13 protein-coding genes and 2 pseudogenes are annotated in these 13,332 nt (G+C 62.8%); 12 read left to right on the top strand and 3 right to left on the bottom strand.

Going from position 1 to position 13,332, the window contains the following annotated elements; genetic code table 11:
* Positions 1–79: 79 nt before the first annotated feature.
* The 7 genes and pseudogenes from uvrB to ACVWWD_RS00920 all read left to right on the top strand — a co-directional run bounded on the left by uvrB (position 80) and on the right by ACVWWD_RS00920 (position 7,643).
* Positions 80–3,241, top strand: a complete 3,162-nt coding sequence (uvrB, locus tag ACVWWD_RS00890) for an excinuclease ABC subunit UvrB (RefSeq protein ID WP_352551044.1) — start codon at positions 80–82, stop codon at positions 3,239–3,241.
* A 128-nt stretch (positions 3,242–3,369) separates the two neighbouring features.
* On the top strand, positions 3,370–4,275 hold the full coding sequence (locus ACVWWD_RS00895; RefSeq protein WP_352551043.1) for a DMT family transporter: 906 nt from the start codon (positions 3,370–3,372) through the stop codon (positions 4,273–4,275).
* A gap of 300 nt (positions 4,276–4,575) precedes the next feature.
* Positions 4,576–6,102 (top strand): ABC-F family ATP-binding cassette domain-containing protein, encoded by a 1,527-nt coding sequence (locus ACVWWD_RS00900; protein WP_352551042.1) that lies wholly within the window; start codon positions 4,576–4,578, stop codon positions 6,100–6,102.
* 48 nt (positions 6,103–6,150) lie between these two features.
* Positions 6,151–6,300: pseudogene (locus ACVWWD_RS00905) on the top strand (helix-turn-helix transcriptional regulator); the annotation flags it as partial.
* 138 nt (positions 6,301–6,438) lie between these two features.
* Positions 6,439–6,621: a hypothetical protein gene (locus ACVWWD_RS00910; RefSeq protein ID WP_023770253.1), complete on the top strand. Its 183-nt coding sequence runs from the start codon at positions 6,439–6,441 to the stop codon at positions 6,619–6,621.
* A gap of 151 nt (positions 6,622–6,772) precedes the next feature.
* Positions 6,773–7,189 carry a VOC family protein gene (locus ACVWWD_RS00915; RefSeq protein WP_023770254.1) on the top strand — a complete coding sequence of 139 codons (417 nt, stop codon included), beginning with the start codon at positions 6,773–6,775 and terminating at the stop codon, positions 7,187–7,189.
* Between the two features lie 100 nt (positions 7,190–7,289).
* The gene (locus ACVWWD_RS00920; protein WP_352551040.1) at positions 7,290–7,643 is read left to right on the top strand and encodes a DUF1428 domain-containing protein; all 354 of its coding nucleotides are present in this window, start codon (positions 7,290–7,292) and stop codon (positions 7,641–7,643) included.
* Positions 7,644–7,747: 104 nt separating this feature from the next.
* Here ACVWWD_RS00920 and ACVWWD_RS00925 read toward each other — a convergent pair whose 3' ends face one another.
* Positions 7,748–9,382 carry a sulfotransferase gene (locus ACVWWD_RS00925; protein ID WP_435054025.1) on the bottom strand — a complete coding sequence of 545 codons (1,635 nt, stop codon included), beginning with the start codon at positions 9,380–9,382 and terminating at the stop codon, positions 7,748–7,750.
* A 200-nt stretch (positions 9,383–9,582) separates the two neighbouring features.
* On the bottom strand, positions 9,583–9,801 hold the full coding sequence (locus ACVWWD_RS00930) for a hypothetical protein (protein WP_031251992.1): 219 nt from the start codon (positions 9,799–9,801) through the stop codon (positions 9,583–9,585).
* 365 nt (positions 9,802–10,166) lie between these two features.
* On the opposite strand from ACVWWD_RS00930, the gene ACVWWD_RS00935 reads away from it, so the two are divergent.
* The 3 genes from ACVWWD_RS00935 (at position 10,167) to ACVWWD_RS00945 (ending at position 11,379) form a co-directional block, all read left to right on the top strand.
* Entirely contained in the window at positions 10,167–10,436 is a 270-nt protein-coding gene (locus ACVWWD_RS00935) for a hypothetical protein (protein ID WP_352551035.1), read from the top strand.
* On the top strand, positions 10,433–10,681 hold the full coding sequence (locus ACVWWD_RS00940) for a hypothetical protein (protein ID WP_023781445.1): 249 nt from the start codon (positions 10,433–10,435) through the stop codon (positions 10,679–10,681). Before ACVWWD_RS00935 ends, ACVWWD_RS00940 begins: the two co-directional genes overlap by 4 nt.
* 80 nt (positions 10,682–10,761) lie before the next feature.
* A complete protein-coding gene (locus ACVWWD_RS00945; protein ID WP_023770259.1) occupies positions 10,762–11,379 on the top strand; it encodes a flavodoxin family protein in 618 nt (205 codons plus the stop codon).
* Between the two features lie 43 nt (positions 11,380–11,422).
* Here ACVWWD_RS00945 and ACVWWD_RS00950 read toward each other — a convergent pair.
* Positions 11,423–11,769: pseudogene (locus ACVWWD_RS00950) on the bottom strand (Kazal-type serine protease inhibitor domain-containing protein).
* A 642-nt stretch (positions 11,770–12,411) separates the two neighbouring features.
* Between ACVWWD_RS00950 and ACVWWD_RS00955 the strand changes: the two are divergent.
* Both ACVWWD_RS00955 and ACVWWD_RS00960 read left to right on the top strand, forming a co-directional pair.
* The gene (locus ACVWWD_RS00955) at positions 12,412–12,624 is read left to right on the top strand and encodes a cold-shock protein (RefSeq protein WP_006202520.1); all 213 of its coding nucleotides are present in this window, start codon (positions 12,412–12,414) and stop codon (positions 12,622–12,624) included.
* Between the two features lie 317 nt (positions 12,625–12,941).
* Positions 12,942–13,154 (top strand): cold-shock protein, encoded by a 213-nt coding sequence (locus tag ACVWWD_RS00960; RefSeq protein ID WP_008877668.1) that lies wholly within the window; start codon positions 12,942–12,944, stop codon positions 13,152–13,154.
* The last annotated feature ends 178 nt before the right edge of the window (positions 13,155–13,332 follow it).

A 13,332-nucleotide genomic window follows, 5' to 3' on the forward strand; every position in this document is an offset into this window, starting at 1 on the left:
TGTCAGGAGCCTGACGCGGCCGTCGGCCCGTCCTCATCGCGCTCTTTCCATTTTGGCCGAGAAATCCCATATTTGGAACATGGCCAAATCCCCAGATAAAAGAACGCCGCCGACGGCGGATGAGGACCGCGCCGCGCCGAAGCGGCGCAGCCCACTGACCGATTTCCTCGACGCCTCGGAACCGCTGCACAAGGGCGGCTTCGCCGAGATGCCGCAGGCCGATTTGTCGGGCACGCCGCTGACCGGCTCGATCTCCGATTGGGCCGAGCAGATCGAGCAGGAGGCTGAACGGGAAGGACGCGCTGCGGGCAAAGGCGGCGGCGCCAAGTCGCCGAAGAAGATTCCCGAGCGCTCCGCCGCGCCGGGCCGCACCGCGCGTGGCACCTCGATGGGCGGGGCCGCGTCGGCCCGCGAACGCACTGCCGCCGGCCTCAATCCGGTCGCCGGGCTCGACATCTCGCTGGAAGAAGCCGAGACGATGTCGTCCAGTGGCGTCACCGCCACGGTGGCCGCTCTCTCGGCGCTGATCGAATCCGGCAATCCGCTGCACAAGGACGGCGTGCTGTGGACGCCGCACCGCCCTGCCCGGCCGGAAAAATCCGAAGGTGGCATCGCCATCAAGATGGTGTCGGACTTCGAGCCCGCAGGCGACCAGCCGACCGCCATCAAGGATCTGGTCGAGGGCGTCGACAACAACGACCGCACCCAGGTGCTGCTCGGCGTCACCGGCTCCGGAAAAACCTTCACCATGGCCAAGGTGATCGAGGAGACGCAGCGCCCCGCTCTGATCCTGGCGCCCAACAAGACGCTGGCCGCGCAGCTCTATTCCGAGTTCAAGAAATTTTTCCCCGACAACGCGGTGGAGTATTTCGTCTCTTATTACGACTATTACCAGCCGGAAGCCTATGTTCCGCGCACCGACACCTTCATAGAGAAGGAATCCTCGATCAACGAACAGATCGACCGCATGCGCCATTCGGCGACGCGTTCGCTGCTCGAGCGCGACGACGTCATCATCGTCGCCTCGGTGTCCTGCATCTACGGTATCGGTTCGGTCGAGACCTACACGGCGATGACCTTCCAGATGCAGATCGGCGACCGGCTCGACCAGCGCGCTCTGCTCGCCGACCTCGTTGCCCAGCAGTACAAGCGCCAGGACATCAATTTCGTACGCGGCTCGTTCCGCGTGCGCGGCGACACGATCGAGATCTTCCCGGCCCACCTTGAGGACCGCGCCTGGCGCATCTCGATGTTCGGCGACGAGATCGAGGCGATCACCGAGTTCGACCCGTTGACCGGCCAGAAGACCGGCGAGCTGAAGAGCGTCAAGATCTACGCCAACTCGCACTATGTGACGCCACGCCCCACGCTCAACCAGGCGATCAAGTCAATCAAGGAAGAGCTCAAGCACCGGCTGGTGGAACTCGAGCGCGCCGGCCGCCTGCTCGAGGCGCAACGGCTGGAGCAGCGTTGCCGCTTCGATCTCGAAATGCTGGAAGCCACCGGCTCCTGCGCCGGCATCGAGAACTATTCGCGCTACCTCACCGGTCGCCAACCCGGCGATCCGCCGCCGACGCTGTTCGAGTACATTCCCGACAACGCGCTGGTCTTCATCGACGAGAGCCACGTCACCGTGCCGCAGATCGGCGGCATGTATCGCGGCGACTTCCGGCGCAAGGCGACGCTGGCCGAATATGGCTTCCGCCTGCCCTCCTGCATGGACAACCGGCCGCTGCGCTTCGAGGAATGGGACGCCATGCGGCCGCTCTCGGTTGCCGTTTCTGCGACGCCGGGCGGCTGGGAGATGGAACAGGCCGGCGGCGTCTTCGCCGAACAGGTCATCCGCCCGACCGGCCTGATCGATCCGCCGGTCGAGGTGCGCCCGGCCAAGAGCCAGGTCGACGACGTCGTCGGTGAGATCCGCGACACCACCAAGGCGGGATATCGCACGCTGGTGACGGTGCTGACCAAGCGCATGGCCGAGGATCTGACCGAATACCTGCACGAGCAGGGCGTGCGCGTGCGTTACATGCACTCCGACATCGACACGCTGGAGCGCATCGAGATCCTGCGCGACCTGCGCCTCGGCGCCTTCGACGTGCTGGTCGGCATCAACCTTTTGCGCGAAGGCCTCGACATTCCCGAATGCGGCTTCGTCGCCATTCTCGACGCCGACAAGGAAGGTTTCCTGCGTTCGGAAACGTCGCTGATCCAGACCATCGGCCGTGCCGCCCGCAATGTCGACGGCAAGGTCATCCTCTACGCGGACCAGGTCACCGGTTCCATGGAGCGGGCGATGGCCGAGACCAACCGGCGCCGCGAGAAGCAGATGGAGTGGAACGCCGCCAACGGCATCACGCCGGAATCGGTCAAGTCGCGCATCTCCGATATTCTCGACTCGGTCTACGAGAAGGACCATGTCCGCGCCGACATCTCGCGGTTCACCGACAGCGCCGGCGCCATGATGGGCAACAATTTCAAGGCCCATCTCGACGCGCTGGACAAGCAGATGCGCGACGCCGCCGCCAATCTCGACTTCGAGAAGGCGGCTCGCATCCGCGACGAGATCAAGCGGCTGCACGAGATGGAATTGTCGATCTCCGACGATCCGCTGGCGCGCGAAGTGGAAGGCCAAAGTCCCGCGTCAGGCCGCGAAAAGGGCAAGCACAACAAGGGCGTGGCCAAGCATCGGACATTGGAGGAACAGGAACGGTTCCGCAGGCTCGACCAGGCACGCGCGGCCGAAGAGGCGGCCAAGGCCGCCAGGCCCAACCTGTTCCGCAAGCCCGATCTCGACGAGATGGGCGCCGACCGCGCCGTGCCGGTGGAGAAGCCGCTGTTCGCCAAGCCGTCACTGGACGATATGGGCCCTGGTACCGACATGCCGACGCCGTCAGGCGCGGTGTCGCGGTCGCTGTTCAAGAAGCAGTCGGCGGAAGAAGCGCACGGCTCCGATTTCGGCATTCCCGGCGACGCCACCAAGCCGTTGTTCAAGAAGAATTCGCTCGACGAGATGACGGTGCGGCGGACCGAAAACCCGGTAGAGGGAAAAGTGCCGGCGAAGCCACAGCCAACCTCTCCCCAAGTGGGGGCCGGCAGGACAGAGGGGGGCGCGAAGGATCGCGGCGATGCCAACAAGCCTATCGTCCGTCAGCGCTCCGGTATCGGCTCCTACGAGGACCAAGGAGACGCCCGCCGAGAAAAGCGCCGGCCGGGGAAGACGGGCAGACCGGGACGGTAGCAATCCTTCGCGCCCTCTCTGTCCCTCCATTATAGATCAGCTCTTCTTGCCACCTTGCCAGTCGTGGGACGAACCTATACGGGCCTTGCAATTCTGCTCTTCCGCTCCGAAACCATCAGCCAGCTCCCATGAAACCCAGAGACATCGCCGCCTACGTCTTCCTGGCTGTCACCTGGGGACTGTCGTTCCTGGTGCTGCTCAAGGTGGTGCATGCCTTTGGCTGGGTCGGCGCGGTCACCTTGCGCGCGCTGATCGCCGGCATCACGCTCTTTCTGCTTGCCGCCGTGACGCGGCGACGGCTGGATTTCAGCGCCGGCTGGTGGCACTTCGCCATGGTCGGCGCGACGACGGTGGCGGCGCAGCTGATCGGCCTGTCCTATGCCACGCCCCGCATCGGCACGGCGATGGCGGCCATCCTGGTTGCCGCCATCCCGCTGTTCTCGATGATCATCGGCCAGCTCTGGGGGCTTGAGCGCATCGCAGTTCGCGGCCTTGCCGGACTGCTGCTCGGCGCTGCCGGCATCATCATCCTGGTCGGTTTCCCCGCCGTTCCGGTCACCGCATCCTTTGCGATCGGCTGTGCCGCCTCGCTGTTCAGTTCCTTCTCGGCGGCATTCGGCAGCAACTACGCCAATCGCCATTTGCGCTCGGCCCGCTCGCTGGAACTCACCAGCGCCGCGTTCCTGTTCGGCGGCCTGATGACGCTGCCGCTGCTGCTCGCCGTGCCGGTGCCGGCCATGCCGCGCTCTGTCGACTTCCTCTACCTGGCCATACTGGCCTGCGTGATGAGCGCATTGACCTATGTCGTGTATTTCCGGCTGGTGGCCAGCATCGGAGCGACCAGGACCATCAGCGTCGAATTCGCTGTGACCACGATCGCGGTGCTGGCCGGAACGATTGTGCTCGGCGAGTCGCTGACCTTGATCCAGGGCTTCGGCGCGGTGGCAATCATCGGCGGCTGCATACTGGTGCTGGACCCCTTCCCGCGCAGCCTGAAAGCGGCGGCCTTGCCATCAGCCTCGCCTTTGGTGTAGCCAGTCGTCACACTCGAACGTCTCGAAAGGAGGGCTCACGTGTTTACGTTTTTTCGTCACCATCGTCAGCGTGGCCCGATTTCTGCCCTGCGAGCCAGCTTGCAGGGCTGACCAGGGACGGTCCGGGTTTTTTCCCGCTTCGATTTTTTGGTCTGCCCTTCGTGGTATGCAACGCCTGGCCTGATGGCCGGCACGCGCACCGTCAAAGTGCACCCGGAGTTGTTTCCGGCAAGAGCGCATGACCCCGAAAGCCGGATGTTTCGGAAAGGATCATGCGCCAACCAAAAAAGCGAAATCAAAATGGCCCTGATCAGCCTCAAATCCCTCGGCGTCACCATGAGTGCGCCGCTCTTTTCCAATCTCGACCTCACCATCGCCAACGGCGACCGGCTCGGCATCGTCGCCGCCAACGGCCGCGGCAAGTCGACCTTGCTCAAATGCCTGACCGGCGAACTGGAGCCGACAACCGGCGACATCACCCGCACGCGCGGTCTGCGTGTCGGCCATGTCCAGCAATCCGTAGCCTCTGCCCTGCTTGGCCGCACTTTCCACAAGGTTGTGGCTGAGGCGTTACCGCCCGAACAGGCCGACAGCGAGATGTGGCGCGTCGATGTGGCGCTCGATTCACTTGACGTGCCCGAGCCGATGCGCGGGCGAAAAATGCAGGCACTGAGCGGCGGCTGGCAGCGGCTGGCGCTGATCGCCCGCGTATGGGTCACCGATCCCGACGTGCTTTTGCTCGACGAGCCGACCAACCATCTCGACCTCGCCCGCATCAGCCAGTTGGAAACCTGGCTCAACGCGCTGCCGCGAGAGATGCCTGTCATCATCGCCAGCCATGACCGCGCCTTCCTCGACGCCACCACCAACCGGACGCTGTTCCTGCGCCCGGAACAGTCGCCGGCGTTTTCCCTTCCCTATTCCCGCGCCAGGGAGGCGCTGGACGAGGTTGACGCGTCGACCGAACGAAAGTTCCAGCGCGACATGAAGGTGGCTCAGCAATTGCGCCGGCAAGCGGCCAAGCTCAACAATATCGGCATCAATTCCGGCAGCGACCTGCTGACGGTCAAGACCAAGCAACTCAACCAGCGCGCGGAAAAATTGGAAGAGGCCGCCTATCCGGCGCACCGCGAGAAATCGGCGGGCGCGATCAAACTCGCCAATCGCGGCACCCACGCCAAGGTGCTGATAACGCTCGACGACGCGGCGGTCGAAACGCCCGACGGCACGCTGCTGTTCAGGACCGGCAAGCGCCACATCTGCCAGGGCGACCGTATCGTGCTGCTCGGCCGCAACGGCGTCGGCAAGTCGCGCTTCGTCACCTTGATCCGCAACGCCATCCTCGAACCGGACACGGTGCGCAATGTGAAGGTGACGCCGTCGACGGTGCTCGGCTACAGCGACCAGGCGCTGTCGGGCATCAGCGGCGATGACACGCCGCTGGCGATGGTCTCGCGCCGTTACGATGTCGGCGAACAGCGCGCCCGCTCGCTGCTCGCCGGCGCCGGGGTGGTCATCGAGATGCAAGAGAAAAAGATCGGTGTGCTGTCGGGCGGCCAGAAGGCGCGGCTGATGATGCTGGCGCTCAGGCTCGCCAATCCCAATTTTTATCTGCTCGACGAGCCCACCAACCATCTCGACATAGACGGCCAGGAAGCGCTGGAGGAGGAGTTGCTGAAGCACCAGGCAAGCTGTCTGCTCGCCTCGCACGACCGCTCCTTCATCCGCGCCGTCGGCAACCCCTTCTGGCTGATCGAGAAGGGGAAGCTGACCGAAGTCGAGGATCCGGAAAGCTTCTTCCGCGAGGTGGCTGAGGGAACCGGCTGAGCGGCGGGCGATCGGCATGCCTGTAACTTATTTGCTTACAGGCTCTTAAAGCCGGTGTCCCCGGCAGTGGCCGCTCGACTTGGCAAGCTGTTCGGCGACGGCGCCGCGATCTGGCTTCGGATGCAGGCGGCCTTCGATGCCTGGCACGCCGAGCGTGAGGTCGATGTTTCGGCCATTCCCACGCTCAAGGTCGCATAGGTTCTCCTCGGCTGCGCCTGAACGAGATCTAAACGCCGACGAAAAATTCTCCGAGCAATCTGTCGGATCGCCCGTTGCTGCCTCGTCCTTGGGATGCCGACACGATGATGCCGGCGCCAACCCAAGGGAGAAGTCACCATGTCCGTCCTGTCATCCATCGGTCGCATCGCAACCCGGTATGCCGCCGCGCGCGCCCGTCACCGCAGCGAACGCATCCTGCTGTCGCTGCCGGCCGAACTGCGCAAGGATATCGGCTTTCCGGAAATCTTCGACGCCCGCGACAGCCGCCGCGCCGCAACGTCCTCGGCCAAGGTCATATGACCATGGCCCGCCGCCAGTGCGAAGCCCTCAAAAGCTGGCCTGTCGCCCGATGAACCGGGCCAGCCGAAAAATTTTCAGCGTCCTGTAGGATTGCCGTCATCTCATCCGTCCTAGGTCCGCAAGACCAAACAAACGTGAAGAGGAACATGCAATGACCGACCAGACCCCACCCCGGCCAAAAGTGCTTGGCGGATTGACCCCCTATCTTGAGGTCGACGGTGCCATCAAGGCGGCCGAGTTCTACAAGAAGGCTTTCGGGGCCGAGGAAGTCTTTGCCTACCCGGCGGATGAAAAAGGCCGCACCATGCATATCCATCTCTATATCAACGGCTCGACGCTGATGCTGGGCGACGCCTATCCGGAACACGGCCATCCGCACCAGGCGGCGCAGGGCTATACGCTGCAGCTCCATCTCGGCAAGGATGATATCGACGCTTGGTGGAAGCGCGCCGTCGACGCCGGCTGCGAGGCCGTCACGCCGCTGCAGGTGATGTTCTGGGGCGACCGCTGGGGCCAGGTGAAGGACCCCTTCGGCGTCGCCTGGGCAATGAACGCACCGACGGAATAGGCTTTAGCGAGCGCGCCCCGTCGCCGAAGGGATGCGCCAAACCGCGCCGGGTCTTTTCCCCGCTGACCCGGCGTTCGAATTCAGCAAAGAGGAGACCACCATGTCCTATGTCGATGGCTTCGTGCTTGCCGTGCCGAAGGCAAATCTCGATGACTATAGAAAGCTCGCCAACCTCGCCGGCCCCATATGGATGGAACACGGCGCGCTCGCCTATGTCGAATGCATCGGCGACGATGTACCCTATGGCGAGCTGACCTCGTTTCCGCGTGCCGTTCAGGCCAAGGACGATGAGATCGTCGTTTTCTCCTGGGCCGTATACAAATCCAGGCAAGATCGCGATGCGGTAATGGCCAAGGTGATGGCCGACCCTCGTCTGCAGCGCGATATGGCCACGATGCCGTTCGACGGCAAGCGCATGATCTTCGGCGGCTTCCAGCCCTTCCTGGAACTTTGAGACAGCTCGACCCCGGGGTCCGGAACCGAGCGTACATTTGAATACGTGAGTACCGGAAGCGCGGGAAACCACCGTTCGCAGGCCGGACTTACCGTGATATTGGCCTATCCGAGCTTATCCAGCAGTGGTTTCAGCCGGTCGCCATAGCGCTTCCACAGATCGACCGATCCCTGGTACATGGGCTGGCGCACCTGCGCGGCCGACGCCGTGCGCACCGGCCTGTCGGTCTGGTGGAACGACAGCACGGCAGCGTGCCATGGCAGGCCGAGATAGTCGATCAGCGCCCGGCTCTGCCCATCCTGGTCGGCGACGAAATCCTCGTAGCGCACATCGTGCACGACGCCGGGCAGCACCTTGTGCCAATGCGCCATGATGTCGGTGTAGAGATTGTGGAAATCGGCGAGCTCACCGAGGTCATAGCCATAGCGGTGGCTGTCGCCGCGGAAATGCACCTTGTAGATCGACAGGCATGTCGCCGCCGCGTCGCGGGCGCAATGGATGATCCTGGCCTTCGGCAGCATCATGTGGATGAAGCCGACAAGCAGGAAGTTGCCCGGCATCTTGTCGGTGACGTGGCGCATGTGCGGATAGCGGGCATGCAGCATGTCCAGATAGGCCTGCCCCGCCTCGGCGAAATCCCTATCGTCCGTGTCGGTCACGCCCCACGGGAAGCCGCCCGGCATGTTCGACGGGAACTGCTTGCCGACCGCCGTCTTCAGGATGCTGAGCTCGCCCGCGCCAAAGACCTGGGGGTGACTGGCGATGATCTGTTCGACCAGCGTCGTACCCGAACGCGGCATGCCGACGACGAAGATCGGCGCGTCGTCGGCAATCGGGCTCGGCCTGTGCTTTTCGAAGAAGCCGGCATCGAACACCGTCTTCATTGCCTCGAACTCGGCGCGCGTCTTCACCGGGTCGTAGTCGATGCCCTTGCGGCGGATGGCATTGCCCTCGGCGAAATAGCCGAAGGCTCTGTCATAGTCCTTGAGATCGTCATTGGCCTTGCCGAGGCCAAACGACAGCTGCATGCGTGCCAGGCTGTCCTGAGGCGCCTTGGCGTGCTGCGCCTCCATGCCGGCCATTTCAACATCGCGCTCCTTCTGGCGCTTGACTTGCGTCAGCATCAGCCACGCGCGGGCCATGCCGGGCTGGATCGCCACCGCCTGCCGGAACAGGTCGGTCGCCTCGTCGAGCTTGCCCTTTTCCATCAGCCCGACACCCAGTCCGTGCAGCAGGTCGGCATCCCTAGGCCGGATGGTCAGTGCCTCCTGGAAGACAGCCAGCGCCTCGTCGAGGCGTCCGGCTTCCTGCAGGGTTTCGGCAAGCCCGATACGGGCGCGCACGTGGAATGGATTGCGCTGCACCGTGCCGCGATAGATGTCCTCGGCCTCGTCGAACCGGCCGATCTGCTTCAGCGATGAGCCGAGATTGTCGCGCGCCGCGAGCTGCTCCGGCCGCAGGTCCACCGCGCCGCGGAAGAAATCGATCGCCGCCGCGACACGGCCCAGATCGCGCATCACCGTGCCGAGATTGTTGAGGAAGTCGGGATTGGTCGGCTGCAGCTGAACCGACTGTTCGAGGAAATCCATGCCTTCTTCGCTGCGCCCAGTCTGGTGCAGCAGCAACCCCAGGAAATGCGCCGCGGCCGCATGTTTGGGCTGACGCGTCAGCACCTGGCGGTAGATCGCCTCGGCTTCCTGCCGGCGCCCAGCCTGGTGCATTTGCAATGCCTGCTGCACATACTGGTCGAGGCCCAGCGGCGGCTGTCCTCCCCCGCCAGACTTAGCCGCGCCAGGCTTGGTTCCCGCACCCGCCGCTCTTCTCTGATCTCTGTTGATGGGACACCTACCGTGTTCGTGCGCCTGCCGCGATCTAGGCCATCGGCGTTACAGGTTCAAGGCTTTGCTTGATTCTGCGCCTCACGTCGCGGCGAAAGCGATCAAATCAGGCGATTGGTCTCGGCAACCTGCCTGGCCCGCCTCACAGTTCCATCGGTATCGGAGATCGTTCGCCTTGCCGCCTCGTCGCTTCTGATGGTCAGCCGCGCCGACTGGACGGCCATCGGCTTTCCGGCAGCGCCAATGGCGTACGTGGCGATTGGCCTGACGATCGGATTGATCGCCACGCTCTTCCCTTTCGAAGTTCTGACTGAATCCATGGCTTTATCCCTTTCAGGAAAAATAAAAGTATAGGCGCCGAGGAAAAACTCGGCACGCCTCCAAGAAATTTTCGAAGATATCTGCAGCCATAGCAGATTTATTCCAAAAATTATAGCCGTCTATTTTTCTGATCGAAGCGAGGAGTTCGGATCTTATTCTTGAATAGAGCGCCGAATTGAGCTATATAGAAAACATGGTTTGGGCCACATTTGTCATCTCGCGGTGTCGAGGTTCTCGATCCGCCAATCTCATTCCAATTGTTAATACCGGATGCGCGTGGATTACAGTCGTCGTGTCCCCGCCTTTTTTTGCGCTCAGGGCGCTGTTCACGTGACGCGCGAGGCGGGATATCAAGGCCAGGACAATGCCGGACCGCACCACCCGTTCCATCGCCCATTTCACCGCGCCATTCGTGCTCGGTGGCCTGGAAGGACAACTGCCGGCCGGCGACTACGACATCGATCACGACGAGGAGTTGATCGAGGGAATGTCGCGGCTTGCCTGGCACCGCGTCGCCACCTTCATCCACCTGCCGGCAAAGGCGGTGAACAACCCGCTCACTAGCCAGCTTGTCGCCATCGACCACCTGGACCTCGAAACCGCGCTGGTGCGCGACCGGGAGAATGCAGCATGATCCGTTTTCAACAGAATGCGCGACCGCGCACCGATACCCCCTCGCATCTCTTCGCCATCGGTCAGACCGTGCGGATGAAAAGCAGGACCGGCTTGGTCAACAAGACCGTGGAACTGTTCGAGATCAAGAGCAGGCTGCCGGTCAAGGACGGTTCCCCGCAATATCGCATCCGCAGCGACCAAGAGACCCACGAGCGGGTCACCACGGAAGACAATCTCGAATTGGCCGACAATCCGGCCAGCTGAGCGGAGGCCAGCCGACACGCCGCGCAACCGCAAACGCCTCGCGGCGTTGAGCCTGCACACCCAGATGCAGGAGTTTCGCGATGTCCCTCACCGCCTTTGCCCTCAACTGTTCGCTGAAAGCTTCCGGCGACAAGGAAAAATCGTCCACCGACAAGATCATCGCCGATCTGCTGGCGGCGCTCAAGCCGCATGGCGTGGAAGGCAAGGTCGTGCGCGCGCTCGATCATGACATCAAGCCCGGCGTGCTCTCCGACATGGGCAAAGGCGACGACTGGCCCGGCCTGCGCGAAAAGATCCTCGCCGCAGATATCTTCATTCTCGGCTTGCCGATCTGGTTGGGCCAGCCATCGAGCGTCGCCAAGCGCGTCTTGGAGCGGATGGACGCCTTTCTCGAGGAGACCGACGACAAGGGCCGCATGCCGGCCGCCGGCAAGGTGGCCCTGGTGGCGATCGTCGGCAACGAGGACGGCGCGCATCACTGCCACGCGGAGTGCTTCCAGGCGCTGAACGATGTCGGCTTCACCATCCCCGCCAATGGCGGCGTCTACTGGGTCGGTGAAGCCATGCAAGACGTCAATTACGTCGACCTGCCGAAAAACCCCGACAAGGTTACCGAGGCCATCGAAATGGCGGCCTCAAACGCTGCTCATCTGGCCGGCCTGCTCAAGAGCAGAGCTTATATTGGCGTGGAAAAATAATGAGCCGCCTTGCCTTCCCCCCCTTGCGGGAGAGGGCAGAATCTCAGCACGGCCCCTCGCCGACGACGCGATAGTCCGAGGCACGCACCTCGCAGGCATTGGGAAAGGTGCGCATCTCGCCATGCCGGCGGGCGCACACCGGCGCGTATTCACGGTTGCAGAACGTCTGCTCGCCATCACCGCCGCCGCCACCGCCACCGCGACAGGACCCGTCACGCACGACGCGGTACCCCGCCCGATCGGCCAGACAGGCATTGGCGAAGGTCTGGCGATCTCCGCCGCGCCGGGCGCAGATCGGTTCGTATTTGGTGCAGAATTGCGGTTCAGGGCGGCGGAGGCGGTCGCGGTCCAGGTCCGTCCATCGACGACCACCGTGCAGGCGGCAAGAATTGCCTACAGGAAAAGGACGGCAAAAACCTGCCGTGAAAAGATCGCCGCAAGAACCTCAAGATCGTCTCTCACTTGATCCGCGTACCGGTCCGTACCACCCAAGCCCGCGTGGCGGTACGTTGGTAATTATATCGACCAAAACAAGATTTAGATCAGTCGCCCACGGCGTGACCCTCGTCATTCCACTGCCAATTGCAACCCTTGTTTGCGGCTTCTGTAGGAGAACGACACCCGAACCGGTAGGCCTCGGCCGCATCGCCGGCAATCGTCGTATCTGGCCCATCCATGACCGGCGCTGTGGGCCGATGACCCCTGCGCCAACGAAGCCTATTTGCGGCCGGTCGCCGCTTTGATCGGCCGATTTTTGCGTCGGGATGCGCCAAGGGCGGCGACCCGCAGCGCTATCTTGCAACCTTCACGTTTCCGTGCGATAAATTCTGTGTTCGGGCATTTGCGACCCGGAGAGCGGAACGTTTTGGACGACCTTTCCCCGATACTGTGAATCTCTGACGGCCCCGTTTTTCGGCGGGGGGTTTGACCATGCGCCAATGCATGACTGCCGAAAGCAACCACCAGGAACTGCCCTCGACGCCAGGTGGCGGGCAGGACCACCAAGACTGAACGGGTGAAGGAGTTTCCCCAATGGCCCAGACCGGCACCGTTAAATTCTTCAATGCGACCAAAGGCTTCGGTTTCATCACGCCCGACGGCGGCGCCAAGGACGTGTTCGTCCACATTTCAGCGATCGAGGCCTCTGGCCTGCGCACGCTCGTCGATGGCCAGAAGGTCACTTTCGATGTCGAGCCGGACCGGATGGGCAAGGGCCCGAAGGCGGTCAACCTGCGCGCAGCCTGAGCGGTCGGCGCGCGCGCATCCCAAGCGGATGGGCCAACGAGGAGCTTGACCAGGACGTGGGCAGGCAGACGGATTTTTGAAAGGCGCGGCGGTTTTCGCCGCGCCTTTTTCATGTCCGCCGCACAGCATAGACTCATCTCATCCGGAAGTTCATCCCGGGTGCGGGCCAATGACGCGCATCATAACAAGCATTTAAAGCGACGTGCTTTAAGTGCCTGCAAACTTTCACTTGCCGATAGCGCTAAAATAAAGGACAAATTTCCATTCGGGCATTTGCCGGCCCGAGACTGGAATTTATGGGATCAAAGGAGCTTCCCATGCCGCAGACCGGCACCGTCAAATTCTTCAACCATGCCAAAGGCTTCGGCTTCATCACACCGGATGATGGCGCGAAGGATGTCTTCGTCCATATTTCGGCCGTGCAGGCGTCGGGTCTCCCCGGTCTCGAAGATGGGCAGAAAGTGACATTCGACACCGAGCCGGACAAGCGCGGCAAGGGACCCAAGGCCGTCAACCTGTCGGTCGGCTGAGCCGGCTTCGGACCGGCTCCGGCAGTCAGGTCCGCGCCGAAGGTGCGGTTTTGAGGGCGTGAAAGAATGCGTGCGGCCAAATTTTCGTTCAGCCCCCGTTCAGCCACGGTCCCATATTAGTCATCGGTAAAGCCGGACTGCATCCCCTGCAAGAAACTGCACGGTCCGGTACGAAGGA

It is taken from the genome of Mesorhizobium sp. URHB0026, assembly GCF_054059755.1.